The organism is Psychrobacter sp. K31L, assembly GCF_017942195.1.
Lineage (GTDB): Bacteria > Pseudomonadota > Gammaproteobacteria > Pseudomonadales > Moraxellaceae > Psychrobacter > Psychrobacter glaciei.
In genome coordinates, this window is the sequence record NZ_JAGKSC010000001.1 from 247,953 (window position 1) to 265,556 (window position 17,604).

Annotated in this window: 10 protein-coding genes; 4 read left to right on the forward strand and 6 right to left on the reverse strand. The window is 44.4% G+C overall.

Annotated features, from left to right (window positions below):
- Positions 1–91: 91 nt before the first annotated feature.
- Entirely contained in the window at positions 92–4,942 is a 4,851-nt protein-coding gene (locus tag J5X94_RS00975) for an NAD-glutamate dehydrogenase (RefSeq protein WP_210539426.1), read from the reverse strand.
- A gap of 460 nt (positions 4,943–5,402) precedes the next feature.
- Here J5X94_RS00975 and purD point away from each other — a divergent pair, with 460 nt between their 5' ends.
- Together purD and J5X94_RS00985 are read left to right on the forward strand one after the other, a co-directional pair.
- Positions 5,403–6,752 (forward strand): phosphoribosylamine--glycine ligase, encoded by a 1,350-nt coding sequence (gene purD / locus J5X94_RS00980; RefSeq protein WP_210540015.1) that lies wholly within the window; start codon positions 5,403–5,405, stop codon positions 6,750–6,752.
- A 370-nt stretch (positions 6,753–7,122) separates the two neighbouring features.
- Entirely contained in the window at positions 7,123–8,517 is a 1,395-nt protein-coding gene (locus J5X94_RS00985) for an ABC1 kinase family protein (RefSeq protein WP_010198056.1), read from the forward strand.
- A 72-nt stretch (positions 8,518–8,589) separates the two neighbouring features.
- On the opposite strand, the gene J5X94_RS00990 is transcribed toward J5X94_RS00985, so the two are convergent.
- Entirely contained in the window at positions 8,590–9,267 is a 678-nt protein-coding gene (locus J5X94_RS00990) for a DUF938 domain-containing protein (protein ID WP_210539428.1), read from the reverse strand.
- 202 nt (positions 9,268–9,469) lie between these two features.
- Between J5X94_RS00990 and J5X94_RS00995 the strand changes: the two genes are divergently transcribed.
- Together J5X94_RS00995 and J5X94_RS01000 are read left to right on the forward strand one after the other, a co-directional pair.
- Positions 9,470–9,661: a DNA gyrase inhibitor YacG gene (locus J5X94_RS00995; RefSeq protein WP_210539430.1), complete on the forward strand. Its 192-nt coding sequence runs from the start codon at positions 9,470–9,472 to the stop codon at positions 9,659–9,661.
- Between the two features lie 40 nt (positions 9,662–9,701).
- Positions 9,702–10,883 carry an aspartate aminotransferase family protein gene (locus J5X94_RS01000; RefSeq protein WP_210539432.1) on the forward strand — a complete coding sequence of 394 codons (1,182 nt, stop codon included), beginning with the start codon at positions 9,702–9,704 and terminating at the stop codon, positions 10,881–10,883.
- A 228-nt stretch (positions 10,884–11,111) separates the two neighbouring features.
- On the opposite strand, the gene J5X94_RS01005 is transcribed toward J5X94_RS01000, so the two are convergent.
- From J5X94_RS01005 to lysS, 4 genes are all read right to left on the reverse strand, one after another.
- A complete protein-coding gene (locus tag J5X94_RS01005; protein ID WP_010198065.1) occupies positions 11,112–12,011 on the reverse strand; it encodes a LysR family transcriptional regulator in 900 nt (299 codons plus the stop codon).
- 236 nt (positions 12,012–12,247) lie between these two features.
- Entirely contained in the window at positions 12,248–14,302 is a 2,055-nt protein-coding gene (gene dnaX / locus J5X94_RS01010) for a DNA polymerase III subunit gamma/tau (protein ID WP_210539434.1), read from the reverse strand.
- Between the two features lie 84 nt (positions 14,303–14,386).
- Complete coding sequence (locus tag J5X94_RS01015) at positions 14,387–15,652, reverse strand: hypothetical protein (RefSeq protein WP_210539436.1); 1,266 nt, start codon at positions 15,650–15,652, stop codon at positions 14,387–14,389.
- Positions 15,653–15,872: 220 nt separating this feature from the next.
- The gene (lysS, locus tag J5X94_RS01020) at positions 15,873–17,405 is read right to left on the reverse strand and encodes a lysine--tRNA ligase (protein WP_210539437.1); all 1,533 of its coding nucleotides are present in this window, start codon (positions 17,403–17,405) and stop codon (positions 15,873–15,875) included.
- Positions 17,406–17,604 lie beyond the last annotated feature (199 nt).

Sequence of the window (17,604 nt, forward strand, 5' to 3'; positions counted from 1 at the left end):
CCAACGTTTAATGACCACCGTTAATGAATAACGGTGGTTTTTTTACGATCATTTGTTTTAATAGCAACTGTTTTGCTAGTTACTTTTCTAGCTACTTTGTCACTAAGCCGCTCAGCTCACTCATGAGCACAGATAGCGTTGACAGACTGATTTGAATATCATCATTACTATCGAGCTTATGCATCTCTGTCGTTATCAATTCGAGCTGGTTTTGATGACGAGATTTCCACTCACTAAATGCTTGTTTTGCATCTGGTTTTGAGAGAACAGCATCCATCAATAGACGCAAGCTGCGTGATAATTCATTCGCTAAGGCATGACGTGCACGGCGATCCCAATAACCTTGTTGCGGTAAGGTCGCGATGTTATCCGTCATCCAATCGAGCTGCAAGACTTGATAGGCTTCAAAGTATAGAGTCGCAATCTCATCGACAGGACGTTCATACTGCTCGGCAAGTAACGCCGCATCTAGCGCATCGACATGGTAAGGCAGCATAGCAAACAAGGTGGCATCACTATCGGACAGATCTTTTTGCATTAGGCTATGAGTGTCTTCTTCTAAGTACTCTGCAAATTGCTGCTCAATGAACCCGCCTGATTTGGTTAATTTCTCAACACTATCTCTAAAGCGGCTGATCATATCAGCGACTTGCAAGTTTTGCCCAAAGGTATTGATGAACCAAACCACACCGCGCTCGAGCGCATCACGTAGACGTAGCTCAAGGTTAAGCAATAATGTCGCATCGACTTTATTGTCTAACGACTCAAGCGTATTCCAAGCTTTTGATACATTAAAGACATCACGGCTAATCGCATATCCACGGATGATGGTCGCTAGAGATTGGTCTGTTTCTTCATAGAGACGGAACAATGCTTCGATACCCAAACGGTTGACCACACTATTGGTCATATAAGTACTGATAATCTCACGATGCAAGCGATGCTCAGTCATCTCATCAAAGAACCGTGTAGCCAGCTCATCTGGGAAGTACTTGCGCAGCTCATTGATGAAATACGGGTCATCTGGCAAGTCGGATAGCAACAAGTTGTCGTAAACCCACATTTTGCCATACGCCATGACCACTGCAAGCTCAGGAGGGGTCAAACCCGTATCTGCTTTTTGACGCTTAGCAATCTCTTCGTCTGCTGGCAAGTACTCAATAGCACGGTCAAGACGCCCTTCACCTTCTAGCATCTGGATGAAGCGCTGATGATCGCTTAAGTTAGCAGCGGCACGGATATGGCTGAGCTCAATCGCTTGCGGTTGTAGATAGTTCTGGCGCAGCACCAATTCTGCCACATTATCAGTCATACTTTCTAGCAGCTCATTACGCTGTTTTAAAGTCATATCGCCTTGTTCGACTACTTTGCCGAGTAGGATTTTGATATTGACCTCATGATCTGAGCAGTTCACACCGCCTGAGTTATCGATGGCATCGGTATAAATGCGCCCACCCGTTTGTGCGTATTCGATACGCCCTTGCTGGGTGAAGCCCAGATTACCCCCTTCTCCAATCACCGCACAGCGCAGCTCATTACCATTGATACGCAGCACATCATTAGCACGGTCACCAACATCGGCATGGCTCTCGCTTTCACTTTTGACATAAGTACCGATACCACCATTCCAAATGAGGTCAACCGGTGATTTCATCAAAGCACTGATGAGATCGTTAGGGGCTAAGTTGTCTTCGCTAATATCGAAGAGGTCTTTCATTTCAGCACTGATAGCGATACTTTTATCTTGACGTGAGAATATACCACCACCTTGACTGATTAATGATTTTTCATAATCAGCCCACGATGAGCGTGGCAATTCAAACAAGCGCGCGCGCTCGGCATATGAGGCAGCAGTGTCTGGATTAGGGTCAATAAAGATATGCAGATGGTTAAAAGCAGCGACCAGCTTGGTATGGGTTGAGAGCAGCATACCATTACCAAATACATCACCACTCATATCACCGATGCCGACCACAGTGAAGTCATCACGGTTTTGAATGTCCATGCCGCGCATACGGAAGTGACGTTTAACCGACTCCCAACCACCGCGAGCGGTGATACCCATGGCTTTGTGATCATAACCGACCGAGCCGCCCGAGGCAAAGGCATCATCGAGCCAGAAGTTGTATTCGGCAGACAAGGCGTTGGCAATATCAGAGAAACTTGCCGTACCTTTATCGGCTGCAACGACTAAGTACGGATCGTCTTCATCATGACGCACCGTATCGGCTGGCGGGACAATTTTTCCATCTACAATATTATCCGTGACATCGAGCATACCGCGTAAGAACGTCTGATAACAGGCGATACCTTCGGCTTGAAACGCTTCGCGGCCATCTGCCATAGATTTGGTCTTGACGATAAAGCCGCCTTTTGAACCGACAGGAACAATAACCGCGTTTTTGACCATTTGCGCTTTGACCAGACCGAGTACTTCGGTACGGAAATCTTCCATACGGTCTGACCAACGCAGACCACCACGGGCGACTTTACCACCGCGTAGATGTACGGCTTCAACGCGTGGTGAGTAGACAAATATCTCAAACATTGGCTTAGGTTTGGGCAAGTTTGGAATATCTGCTGCCAAGAACTTAAACGATAGGCGATCTTTACGTACACCCTCACTGTCTCTCTGATAAAAGTTGGTACGCACCATCGCATTGATCAAGTCTAAGTACCAACGCAAGATACGGTCTTCATCCAAGCTATCAACGTCTATCAATGCCGCTGTAATTTGCTCTTGAATCTGCGTGGTTTTTTCTTGGCGCGCCTCTTCACTATATTTAGGATTCATACGCGCATCGAACAAGCTGCTTAATGCCACACTAATGTCGCTGTTTTTGACCACAGTCTGTTGAATATAAGCACTAGAGAATGGTGCTCGGGCTTGCATCATATAGCGCTGCAAGGCGCGGAGCACGACCACATCATAAGTGTCTAGCTTAGTAATCAATACCAGCTCGTTAAAAGAGTCACTCTCAACACGTCCTGCCCAAATCTGCTTGAGACTCTCTTCAAATTGATTGCGCACCACTTGCATATTGACCGTATCGACATGTTCCAAGGTGAGCTCATACTCTTGCATCCAAATAGGCTTTTCAGGCAAGTCAAACTCATAGGTTTGCGCTGAAATCACCGAGACACCAAAGTTTTCAAGAATGGGCAATACTTTTGACAAGATGACTGGTTGCTCACGACCATAGAGCTTCAGGTGCAACTGATTACTCGCATCACCCGTTGACTGATACAAGTGCCAAATCATTGGCTGAACGTCGGTTAACCCAGCCAGACGCTTGACATCTTCGACGGCGGTACGAGCATCAAAGCGTTCTTGGTAAGCGGCAGGTATATAATTTAAAAAACGACGATTGAGTGCATTGGCTTGTTGTTCACCCATATTATCGAGTAGCATTTTTTGATAATGATCACCCCATGACTGCATGAGTGCCGATAGCTTCTCTTCTAGAGCTGCCGTATTCACTTCATTAACTTGACCGGGCACGGTGCGTACATGGACATGCACACGAGCGTGGGCAGATTCATTAAACTCAGTGGTAAAGCCAGATGACGTGCCACCGTAAGCATCTTTCAAGACATTTTGTACTCTAATGCGCAATTCAGTGTTGAATTTATCACGGGGAATATAGACCAAGCAGGAAACAAAACGCTGATAATGGTCGATGCGACTGAATAGACGTAGGCTCTTTTTGTCTTGTAATTGGCTAATGCCAGAGACAATGGGATATAACTCTTCGACGCTGGCTTGAAATAGGTCATCACGTGGCAAGGTGTTGATGACGTGCATCATTTTATGGTGTGCATGACCATCTCGTGGCAGGTACGCCATTGCCATGATTTTATTGGCTTTTTCGCGCAGTAGTGGTATTTGCTGAACGGTCAGCTGATAGGCTTGCGACGTTAGCAAACCAATAAAGCGATATTCACCGACCAGTTTACCGTTGTCATCGAACTTATGAATGCCCAAAAAGTCCATATATACTGGACGATGCACAGGCGAGACACGGCTTGATTTAGAGAGCATCAGTACGCGCGGCTCAGTCAATAGCTGCTTGAGTACTGTTGGCAGTTGGCTAAAGCTTTCTGACAGTTTGTCTTCTTCAGCGCCACGTAGCAGACCAAGCCCACTATTACCAATAGCAAATAAATCCAAGTCTGCATTTTTGGCGTTAGTAGCGTCGCTGTTGACATCCATCATACTATTGCCTTCTAAGCGGTACTCACGATAGCCTAAAAAGATAAAATGATCGTCTAATATCCAATCCAAAAATGCTTGAATCTCTTTCTGGGAATAGAATACTTCTGGCAGTGGTTTTTTTGATAGTTCAGATTGAATAGAAGTCAGTTTTTCTCTCATTTGCTTCCAATCGCCAACGACTGTATCAAGCGTGTCCACTTTTGCTAATAATAGTTCTTGTAATGCCGCCAACTCTTCGTTGTCTTGATAGGCAATTTCGCAGTGAATCAAAGATAAGTGAGACGTGGCGCTTTCATGCGCGCCTTCAATATGAACGATATTGCCGTCATCATCACGCGCAACACTAATAATGATGTTATACGTGCGATGGACGTCGATACCTTGAGCCTCAAGGCTCATCAAGATTGTGTCTACCAAGAACGGCCTGTCGTAAGCCACTATCTGTATGACTGTGTGTGAGCTGTGGAAATGCTGCTCTTCTGCCTTTGGATTTAAAATGGCGAGTTGTGGTTTTTTGCCATCATAAGATTTCAGTAGCGTAAAATGATGGAGTGCCATGCCAGCTAAATCAGTATTACTTATCGCCTCTGCTGTTTCCTGATGCAGCGGCTGGTAATAACTATGAATAAAATGATCAAATAGCGATTTGTCATTTTGTACATAGTTGGTGGCAATATCGCTTATCTGGCTTATGTGCTCTTTTGCGATACTTAGAGAGTTTGGCATGTTTGCTGTCCTTGTTATAAGTTTAGTACTTCAATTTTCTCTATTTATTTTCACTCATTAATCAATATCAATGACTAGCAACGTTTGAATATAATGAATCTTACCGATGTCGGATGGTAGTGCTCCATTTGTGAGCTACCTTGTTATTATTGGCATCCTCTCCTGGTTTTTATTGCCTAATTTTTATAAGAGCAAACGGCTTGCTAGATTTGATACCGTTAATATGTTGAAGTGTAACGCACCTACGCTCATAGCTAAAGCGTACAACATCATTTCATGAATCAGCAACATGCCGATAACCTTTGCTCATGAGACAATGAAGCCTTAATTATTGGCGAATACTTGCTGGCAAGTGGATACTCATGGTAATCAAGACACTTTTTTTGTTAGAATATGACCGTATCTCTCAGAGTGTATGACTAACTCATTATTAACTTTAATGCTAAGGGCAAGACGTATGATGAATATTTTGGTGATTGGCTCAGGTGGTCGCGAACACGCGCTAGCATGGCAATGTGCAAAAGACGACAATGTCCAACACGTTTACGTCGTGCCAGGCAATGCTGGTACTGCCCTTGAACCTAAATGCCAAAACGTTGTTTTAGAGCCTGCACGGAGTGAGGCGGACGAACACAGTGCTGTCATCGAGTTTTGCCAAAATAACGCCATCGATATGGTCATCGTAGGCCCAGAAGCGCCACTAGTCACAGGTATCGTCGACGCCTGCCGTGCTGCTGGCATTAAGGCTTGGGGACCGACCGCATATTGTGCGCAATTAGAAGGCTCAAAAACCTTTGCCAAAGAATTCATGGCACAGAACGATATCCCAACGGCGGCTTATCAAGGATTTACAGACGCTGATGCTGCCAAAGCCTATATTGATGAGCAAGGTGCGCCTATTGTTATCAAAGCGGATGGTCTAGCTGCTGGTAAAGGCGTCATCGTTGCGGAGACTGTCGAACAAGCACATGATGCAATCGACGATATGCTGGCTGACAATAAGTTTGGCGATGCCGGTAGCCGCGTGGTTATCGAGCAGTTTTTGCAAGGTGAAGAAGCCAGCTTTATTTGTATGGTTGATGGCAAAAATATCCTACCGATGGCAACCAGCCAAGATCATAAGCGCGCTTTTGAAGGCGACACTGGGCCTAATACTGGTGGTATGGGTGCCTATTCTCCTGCACCAGTCGTTACTCAAGAGGTTCATGACAAGGTAATGGCACAAGTTATTCAGCCCGTGGTTGACGCTATGAATGCCGCCGGTCATCCTTATACTGGATTTTTATATGCAGGCCTCATGATTGACAAGGCAGGCGATCCGTATGTCATTGAATTTAACTGCCGTTTTGGTGATCCAGAGACACAGCCTATTTTAATGCGCTTGCAGTCTTCAATGGTAGATTTAGTCGCTCAAGGGCTGGCTGGTCAATTACCAAGTGATGCTCAATGGGATGCGCGCCCTGCCCTTGGTATCGTGGTTGCCTCAAAAGGCTATCCTGACACTTCTTCAAAAGGTGATGTGATTGCTGGCTTGCCAGAGTTGGATGCCAATAGTGATAGTGCGGTTAAAGTCTTTCACGCAGGCACGGCCTTTTCACATGATAGAAATGCTGATACGGCAAATACGGGTAATAATAAAGAAGTTATTACTAATGGTGGACGAGTATTATGCGTGACGGCATTAGCAGATACTATTTCAGACGCTCAACAAGCCGCATTAGCAGTAACAGGTGCAATCAGCTTTGATGGGGCGCAGTATCGCCGCGATATCGGTCATCATGCGATTACCCGCGAAAAAGCAAAGGCATAGTCCATTATTGACAAGGTTTCTGACGATGGTTGGCAAAATTGAGCCATTCTCAGACTACTAAAATATATCAATGTGCTAATCAATGACACGCCCTAGTACTATGCTAGGTCGTGTTTTTTGCTGTATCTTTAAATCGATACAGACTTTTCTTTATGAAGTCGTTTGTAGCAACAACAGTGGCTAACGTGTGTAAACGTTCGAATCTTACTTTAGCTTACAAAGTAACTGCCAGTAGTCAACTAAGGCTTATAAACCGCCTTCTCTTTATATGATACAATTTTGTACCCGTTTGTACCTGCGCGTCGCATCTCTCTTGTATTGTAGGTTTTGAACCCGCAAATCAATACCAACTGGATGAATGATTATATTTATGGCAAATGATACGTCTAAACCTTCTAATAATAAGCAATCAATTGACAACTTAAAAACCTCAGGGTTTGAGCGTCGTATGTCGATTGCCAAAACCTCTCTAAATATTGGTCGTCGTTGGGCAGGCAATAGCGTGTCTGGTATGTTTTTGAATAAAGAAGCGCGCACGGCACGTAACCAAGCTTTTATGGAAGCGCAGGCAAATTATGTGGCAGAAGAACTGGGCAAACTGAAAGGCTCAGTAGTAAAAATCGGTCAAATGCTGGCCATTTATGGTGAGCATGTATTGCCACCTGAGATAACACGTGCCTTACAAACGCTTAATGATGATACGGCTACCCTGTCTTGGCCAACCATCGAGCATACCTTGCGTCAACTACTGGGTGACAAACTCAGTGAGCTTGATGTAGATACTATCCCGATTGGTACAGCTTCTCTTGCCCAAGTCCATCGAGCCACGGTATTAGCGACTGGTGAGCAAGTGGTGTTGAAAATTCAATATCCAGGGGTGGCAGACGCCATCAACTCTGATCTTGCTTTATTTAAGCGTTTGCTAAAAGTCAGCAACATTGTCCCGCAAACACGCTCGCTCGATGCATGGTTTGAAGAGATACGCGACCTACTTCATCACGAAGTTGATTATGAGGCAGAGGCTGCAACCACTGAGCGTTTTTATGAGCGTTTGATAGATGATCCACGTTATGCTGTGCCCAAAATAAATCGCACTTATTCGAGCAAACGTCTGTTATGTATGTCTTATGAGCCTGGCATTAGTGTCGTTTCTGAAGCGCTACAGCTTTTGCCGCACGAGCGCCGCAATGCCATTGGTCAAGCAGCCATAGAAATTATGATGCAAGAAATTTTTGTTTGGGGCGAGATGCAAACGGATCCAAACTTTGGTAACTACCTCGTCCGTGTCAGCGATAATGAAAACGATATTGATAAGTTAGTATTATTAGATTTTGGGGCTATTCGCCAGTTTGATAACACTCTATTGACGATTGCTCATGGTTTACTAAAAGCTGGTTATCGTCATGATCATCAGGCGATGATCCAAGCCATGACTGGCTATGACTTTTTTGACACGATGAGTGATAAAGTCCGTTCTGATATTGCCTCGTTATTTTTATTGGCAACTGAGCCTTTTAGTGATCCCGCGATGAATAGCGACATTCCTACTGAGTGTTTGGATGAACAAAATCGCTATATCTGGGCAAACAGCAAGCTGCATTCACGCCTCTCATCTGCTGCGACACGGGCTATGCAGTCTTTCGAATTTAATCTGCCGCCAAAAGAATTTATGTTTATTAGTCGTAAGTTTATTGGTGCTTACACCCTTTTAACAGTTTTAGACGCTTATACGGACTCTAATAAATTAGTGAAGCCTTATTTATAGTATAAAAACATGCGATTTTTGGACTGCCCTTTAGTGGCAGTTTTTTTTATTTAATCATTTTATTTGCTTAGGCTATTTTTTGTCTTTCAAATTACTAGCATGCCAATTATCAAACCTCGTTTTATAGCCCTCTGGCTTACGCATCGTCAGCTCCCAACATGTCTCTCCGCGTGCTAGGTACTTAACCTCAAAGTGCGTACGCTCACTATCTATTGGCACGTGGTAGCGAGTATTTGGCAAACACCATACCGCAGAGGCTTGTTGCGCTGCATTATCCATATACGCTTCTATATTAGTCGCTAGCACCACTTCTCCGCCTACTTTTAGACGCGATAATAAGAACTCAAAAAATGGCATGTTCAACCATTGTTGATTAGGATTGTGCTGTTCAGGGTTGGGGTATAGTATAAAAATTTTGGCAATACTACGGGGTGCGATCGCATGTACGATCCACGCGATCGCATCAGCATGAATAGCATTTAAGTTAGCTACATTTTGCTGTGTGGCAAGTTTAGCAAATGCTTCAAACTTATTACGAGTACGTTCAATGGCTATCAGCTGCTTGCCAGGATTCTGTGTAGCAAAACTGAGCGCGTGCTTACCCTTCCCTGCCCCAATCTCTAGCATTAACGGTTTTTCATCTTTATTGTCATTAATGATATTTGGAATAATAAAGTCACGCGGTGCTGACAGTTTATGTGGTTGAAAAGCTCGGGTTTTCTGATGAGAAAGCGTTGGTTGTTGCATCATGATAAGATATAGCCCTGTGAACGATAACCTTTAGCAAGGTATCAATTTGATTGTTAAACTATTGGCTCTGCTTAGATTGATTTGGTTTGACATAGATAGACGGGTATTTGCCTTTTGTCATTCTTTAGCCCCATGCTATTATACCGATTCTCTTTCACTGATTGTACTTTTCCTAATAACCATGAGGATGGCCTCACTTATTATGACTGACTCTACTTCAAACACCTCCCCCAAGACCTATCCTTGTCCACGCTGCGGTACCCTGACGGCATGGCAAGACAATAAATATAAACCATTCTGTAGCAGTCGCTGCAAAATGATCGACTTAGGTGCTTGGGCAAACGAAGACTACACGTTACCTGCGGAAACCACACCTTTCTCTGACGAGCTATAAACTACACTTTTATTCAATTATTATACCAAGGATGTTTTACATGTCTGCTACTTACCTGATGCCCACTTATAATCGTCAACCAATCAGCTTTACACGCGGTTCAGGCAGTTGGCTCTATACCAAAGACGATACGCCATACTTAGATGCCTTAACTGGTATCGCGGTGTGCGGCTTAGGACATTGCCATCCACAAGTGACTGATGCTATTCAGCAGCAAGCAGGTACCTTAGTTCATACGAGCAACCTATTCGGTATCGATTGGCAAGAGCGCGCTGGCGAAGTGCTATGTACAGCAGCTCAAATGGACAGCGTGTTTTTTGCTAATAGTGGCGCTGAAGCAAACGAAGCGGCGTTAAAAATGGCGCGTTTATATGCATACAAGCAAGGTTTTAAACGTCCAAAGGTCATTGTAATGGAGCAGTCGTTCCATGGCCGTACCTTACTGTCCTTATCAGCAACTGCCAACCCAAAAGCACGCGAAGGTTTTTATACCTTGGACGATGACTTTATCCGTGTGCCCTTTGGCGATATTGCAGCGGTTAAGCAAGCCGCGCAAGCTCATGATGACATTTGCGCCATCTTTGTAGAGCCTATCCAAGGCGAGGGTGGACTCAATACTGCCCCCAATGGCTTTACTTATCTTGAAGAGCTGCAAGCAGAATGTGATGCTCATAATTGGCTATTTATGTTGGATGAAGTGCAAACCGGTAATGGTCGCACCGGTAAATATTTTGCTTATCAACATAGCAACGCTCGTCCTGATGTTTTAACGACAGCCAAAGGTCTAGGTAACGGTTTTCCAGTCGGCGCTTGTATGGTACGCGGTCGCGCTAACGGCTTGTTCGGTGCTGGTAGCCATGGCTCTACTTATGGTGGCACACCATTGGCCAGCCGCGTGGTCCATAGCGTCTACGAGGTATTAGCGAACAGTAATATCATGGAAAACGCAGTGACTGAAGGCTTATTCATCAGAGAAAGTATAGTCGATACATTGGGACAATATGGCGTTAGCAGTCGCGGCGCTGGTATGATGATTGGTATCGCGCTACCTGAAGAGTTGGATTGTAGCAAGCTGGTGGATCGTGCCCGTGACGAGCAAAATCTGATTATCAATGTAACTGGTGGCCATGTGGTACGCTTACTGCCACCGCTTAACATCAGCCGTGACGAAAGCACACAAGTGGCTGATCGTTTGATTGATTTATTAAAGCCGTCGTTTTAGCCCAAAGGTTTAGAGAAACAAACCCTATTTACAGTTAAAAAGAAGCCTATAGATAATCGCTATCTATAGGCTTCTTTTGCTTACTACTGATCAAGTTTTATGGGTATAGTCATTCCACTATAAAAGTATTACTGCGTTAACCTCGCTTGAAGTATTTAATATACGTCTACACTCGGTTGCCTTGTACTACTTTTAAATTGAATCGACTATATATAAATAGATTAAAAGTTAATTCGCATGGAAATACTTCTTCAGCACTTCTAGACAACGCGTGATTTTAGCCGGCTGCTGATCCCGATTTAAAGTAACCGCATATAGCACAAAGCTCGGCAGCTGATAACCGGTCAATACTTCGACCAATTCACCACTTTCTAGCTCTTTTCTAATGTCCATTTCCATCATTCTAACCAAACCGTGACCTTCTTTTGCCAAAGTTGTGGCCATAAACACATTATTGGTATAAATGCGTGAATTCAGTTTTATGCGCGATTTTTTGCCAGTTTCGGTCTGAATCATATCAATCTGATTGGCATCTTTCATGATTTCAATACAAATCAGCTGATGTTCGGCCAAATCTTTAGGGGTTTTAAGTTTTACATGTTGGCGTAGATACTGTGGTGAGGCGACAAGCATTTGGCGCACATCCGTTAAAGGATGGCTACTCAAACTAGAATCATTGATCGTTGGGCTCATACGAATCGCGATATCGATACGCTCATCAATCATATCGATATAATGATTGTCTGCTAAATAAGTAACACTCAGGTCATCATGTGCCGCCATCCAAGTAGATAAGGCCGGCAAAATATGATTGACTCCAAGCTCAGGTGTTGTAGCCACACGCAAGCTACCTGCGAGCTCATCACGTAACTGATTGACTTTAATTCTACCTTGCTCAGCCGCACTGACCACGTCTTTTGCCGCTTCGTAAAAACTCTCACCCGCTTCCGTTAAACTGAGCTTACGAGTAGAGCGATGCAATAGTACGACACCTAAGTCGTTTTCTAACGAGCGAATTTGCTGACTGACTGCACTGGTAGTAATACCAAGCTCACGAGCTGAGCCACTAAACGAGCCATGTCCAACCACACTGGCGAACACAGCCATACCGCGTAAATTATCCAACATATTCTCACCTAAGCTGCGTTTTAATTTTTAGTATAACTTAACCATTATAAAGGATTTTAGTTTACCTTACAGCGATTAAATATACTGCTGTTGTTTGAATTAAGTTTATTTCATAAGTAATAAAAGCAAAAATATCAAGGCGATAGTATAACATCGACTTGATATTTTTTATGATATATTGTATCTATCAACTACATAAACTATTAAATAATATTAATAATCGTTTTTCTGACTGTTTAATATAACTGAACTTTGCCCATTTTTCCTTCGCCGCGCTCGGTCAGATATTTCATCACCGGTGTATTCATCAACTTTGATTCTGCTACCGTCTTTGCTTGCACCAAACGCTTTTGTTGACGACGCTCAGGTGTTTTGTCATCTGCTTGCATGACGCTACCATCGATTTGCAGACCAATATCTGCCTGCGTGAACTGCTGTTGCAGTTTTTCTGCCAGTTGCTGAAAGGTTACCTGCAAGTGCTTACTGTCAACGCTGGTAACAAAGGTCGATTTGCCATTACATAGACCCGTCATCATACCTTGACGAGCAAGCGCCAACTCATCTTGTGCCAAAACCTCGGCTTCACGAGCAGTTTGTAGCCAATAATCCCATTTCTCTGGCGTCCACTCGCCTATCAATTCTTGCGGTGCGCAGCGCAACAACGTGCGTGGATCATCAGATTCAGACAGTAATTGAGAATCATTTGCGTCAGGCTCAACAACGGGTTCAGGCTCAACAACGGGTTCAGGCTCAACAACGGGTTCAGGCTCAACAACGGGTTCAGGCTCAACAACGGGTTCAGGCTCAACAACGGGTTCAGGCTCAACAACGGGTTCAGGCTCAACAACGGGTTCAGGCTCAACAACGGGGTCAGGCTCAACAACGGGTTCAGGCTCAACAACGGGGTCAGGCTCAACAACGGGGTCAGGCTCAACAACGGGTTCAGGCTCAACAACGGGTTCAGGCTCAACAACGGGGTCAGGCTCATGAGCTGGATTAATACTTAACGCATTCTCATCAAAACTAGCGTTTGGCTGCTCAATACTGGCTTGCTCTTGATAGTCGATATCATAAGGCTGTAACGGCGGTATCGAAGCTGAATGGGTAATGGCTGCCTGCGTAGAAGTCGTATTTTCTATAGCTGGTACTTCAGATGACACAGAGCCATCATAAATAGGGCTTAGTACTTCATCGACTGGCAACGGACGAAAGGCTAATAAGCGTAAAATGCACATCTCAAGCGCTTGCATCGGGGTACTGGCAAGCTTAACACCTTCACGCGCTTGCACGACAATTTCATAATACAGTTGCAGGACGTCTGGGCTCATATGCTGCGCAAGCGTATTAATGTCTTGGGCTTGCGCCTCATTCACATTGAGAGCCACTTCAGGAAGCAGTTGGGTCAACGCCAATTGATGTAATAGCTCAGCCAGCCCATCAAATATACTCGTCGCATCAACCATCTGCGCGCGCATTTGCTCAATATGTGCAGCGACGGCAGACTTATCGTGATTATAGATATCGGTAATTAAACTGACCAAATCAGCCGCATCAATAAGACCAAGCATGGCATTGACAGTGACATCATCCAGCGCACCTTGACCGAAAGCAATGGCTTGATCGGTCAAGGATAAGGCATCACGTACCGAGCCTTTTGCCGCACTGGCCAATTGCCAAAGTGCTGGCTGAGTATAACCTACCTGTTCTTGGGTAAGGACATTTGCCAGATGCTCACTCAGCAAGGTTTGCGGCAACGGACGCAGCACAAACTGCAAACAGCGCGAGATAATAGTAATCGGCAATTTTTGTGGATCGGTCGTCGCTAGCAAAAACTTTACATGCTCAGGCGGTTCTTCCAACGTTTTCAGCAATGCATTAAAACTGTGCGTAGACAGCATATGCACTTCATCAATTAGATAGACCTTGTAACGTCCTTGGCTTGGCGCATAAGGCACGTTATCTAACAGCTCGCGAGTGTCTTCCACTTTGGTACGAGAGGCCGCATCAATTTCAATCAGATCAATAAAACGACCTTGATCGATGGCGACGCAGTTATCACACACACCGCAAGGCGTACTAGTCACCCCAGTATCACAATTCAGACATTTAGATAAAATACGCGCAATCGTCGTCTTGCCCACACCGCGCGTACCTGTAAAAAGGTAAGCATGATGCAGACGATTATAATCAATGGCATTAATCAGTGCTTGCGAGACGTGCGTTTGCCCAATCAATTCATGAAAGTTCTTGGGACGGTATTTGCGAGCTAAAACTTGATATTGCTGCGTCATAGTAACTGCCAATATAGTAACTGCCAATGTGAAAAGTACAAATGTAGGTGAAGCATCAGATCAGCGATCTACAATATAATGAGTCTATGACTGCGATCTTAGCTCAGCCAATTGCTCGTATAAGCGCTGAGTGTTTGCGTCGATAGCCGAGCCATTTTGATGAAACACGTCAACATGCACCTCAGTATTGACGCTGTCTTCACAAGGTCTAACCTCTACGCCAATTAAGAACAAATGGTCCATCACCGGCTGCTGCATTTGTGCATTAAGCTCGAACAATAAATCCTGATGCGAGGCGCGCACCTTGTCTGCACTTAATGTGCTATTTTCATCTTGTGCATAAAACACCATCAAATAATGGCGACCAAATACATGATAAGAATGCTCATGACGAACATAACCATTCCAGTTTGAATCTTTATCAATCGTTCTATGCGCCAGTATTTTTTCTATTAAACACGCATAGGTATACATTGACTCATCGACCAACACATCGACCTGCTCTTTTGGCAGTGGTGTTCCCGCCTCATAATACTGCTGAATCAAGCTATTAAATAGCTTGTACCACATGCGAGTATTCTTTTGAATATCGAGCATCAGCGCATTGGCAAAAGTTACTTGGTCGGGTTCTACTGCTGTGAGTAAGCGCGGGTCCACTTGGTCTATTAACTGATGAGCGAACAACTGCTCTTGCACCTCAATGGCTCTCTGGTGAAAATCAGGCGACTGTAAAAATTGGGCGAGCAACATTGATTCGTCTTGAAACGTCTCAAAGCCAGCAAGCTTGCGGCGATGAAAGTCCAAATAAGCACTAAGATCACTCGGGGTCACCAACTGATTGAGAATGTCGACAAAGTTTTGATGACTAAATACTTGTAAGACACTCTCCTCATCGTCCAAGTCCAGCACACAGTCTTCGGCAAAGAACTGACTGCCATACTCGTAATTGACGGTATGGGGTTGTGACTCTGGGTTATCGTTTTCATGCTTAATGGCAAGTGACGTCAGACCAATAAAATAAATCGCCTTGTCCGATGCCGACGCGTTTACGTCAGCCAATGCCTTGTCATTTTTTAGATAAAGCTGCGCATGACGTTTGATTAATTGATTAACCACTTCTTTTCGCCACTCACGAACCTGCGTACTGTCAACCTCTTGCTGATTGGCCTGCATTACCACATCATTGACGATAAGGTAAACCGTCGCACCAGAAAACTCAAAAACAAAGTCATAACCCTGCAATAGATGCTGGGAATGGTTACTGTCTTCTTCTGATACATCGTACAAAGATAAGAAGCTTTGCTGAATCATCTGCTGCCAAACTGAGAGCGGTAGGTGCTGAGTGTCCATAATATCCCTATAAATGAGTGCTCATAAACCACTGAGCGTCTGTCATCAACGTTGCAAAACTCGCTCTATACTCAGCTCAGTAACAGCGTCATAGTCGGTTAAATATAATTTAGACACAAGGAAAGCGAGTGAAAGTACTACAAGTAGTAAACTAAGCGAGCCTGACATCGTATCTAATTTATATAGGATTGACTATATTTCATAATAAGTAGACGCTAGTCTAGTTGTCAAGCTTACGACGCATGTGTGGGAACAAAATCACATCACGAATGCTCGCTGAATCAGTGAGTAGCATGACTAAGCGATCAATACCTATACCCTCACCTGCTGTCGGTGGCAAACCATAAGACAATGCTTCGATATATTCTTCGTCAAAATGCATGGCTTCATCATCGCCTGCATCTTTTTCAGCGACTTGACCACGGAAGCGTTCCGCCTGATCTGCTGGGTCATTAAGCTCACTAAAGCCATTGGCCAATTCGCGACCACCAACGAACAATTCAAAGCGATCAGTAATCTCAGGGTTGTCGTCACTACGGCGCGCGAGTGGTGAGGTTTCTGCAGGATATTCAGTGATAAAGGTTGGCTGGCGTAATTGATGCTCAGCGGTTTCTTCAAAGATAATCGTTTGCAGTTTACCCACACCAAAGCCATCTTTTACTTGCTGCTTAAGCGTAGTAGATGCGTACTCTGCTAGATACTCACGGTCATTGATATGCGCCATGTCGAAGTTTTCGGCATATTTGGCAATCGCATCAGACATCGATAAACGAGCAAACGGCGCTTTTAGGCTGATGGCTTCTTCTTGATAAGTAATCTCAGTCGTATCCAAGATATCCATCGCCAACTCATTAAATAAGCGCTCGGTCAAATCCATCAAGTCATGATAATCCGCATACGCTTGATAAAACTCAATCATCGTAAATTCAGGATTGTGACGGGTTGAGACGCCTTCGTTACGGAAGCTACGGTTAATCTCAAATACTTTTTCAAAACCGCCAACCACCAAACGCTTCAAATAAAGCTCAGGCGCGATACGTAAATACAGTGGCATGTCTAAAGCGTTATGATGCGTCACAAACGGACGTGCAACAGCACCACCTGGAATCGGGTGCATCATTGGCGTTTCAACTTCCATGAAGCGCTCATTCAGCATGAATTTACGAATACCGCTGACGACCTGACTGCGAATCATAAACGTATCGCGAGTCGTCTCATTGGTCATCAAATCAAGATGACGATTGCGATAACGGGCTTCCACATCTGCCAAACCATGGAATTTATTTGGCATTGGACGTAAGGATTTGGTTAGCAAACTGATCTCTTCGATATGCACGTATAGATCGCCTTTACCTGAGCGACCGATATAGCCTGAGACCCCAACGATGTCACCCAAATCTAGCGACTTGATGCTTGCACGCGTCTCATCATCGAGCTCTTTACGTGCGACATATAGCTGAATACGGCCGCTCATATCTTGGATGACAATAAACGAGCCACGGTTGAGCATGACTCGACCTGCTACGTTGACCTGTGTTTTTTCGCCATTCGCCGCTTTTTCTTCAATTTCTTGCTTTGAGACGCCGTCAAAGGCTGTTTGTAAGTCTTGTGCATAATCGGTGCGTTTGAACGTATTTGGATAAGGCTGCTTGCCTGAAGCAGTGATATCGTCTAGCTTAGCTTGCAGCTGAGCAATTAGCTCGTTAGCGTCTTCTGGGGCTTGCTCTTGATTCTGATTGTTGTGCTTTGACATAACACTCTCAATATTATTAGGTAATTAAATGGATAAACGAAAACAGAAAAATTAAATCAATGCTTAGGGTCTGTTGAACATTCAAATATTAGGACTGCTGATCGCTAAAATCGCATCAAACTAGGCGTAAACCGACGATAATGTCGAGACCTTAGCTAGGTTTATAACAACGTTTGGGGTGATTTTAGCATCAGCCCTT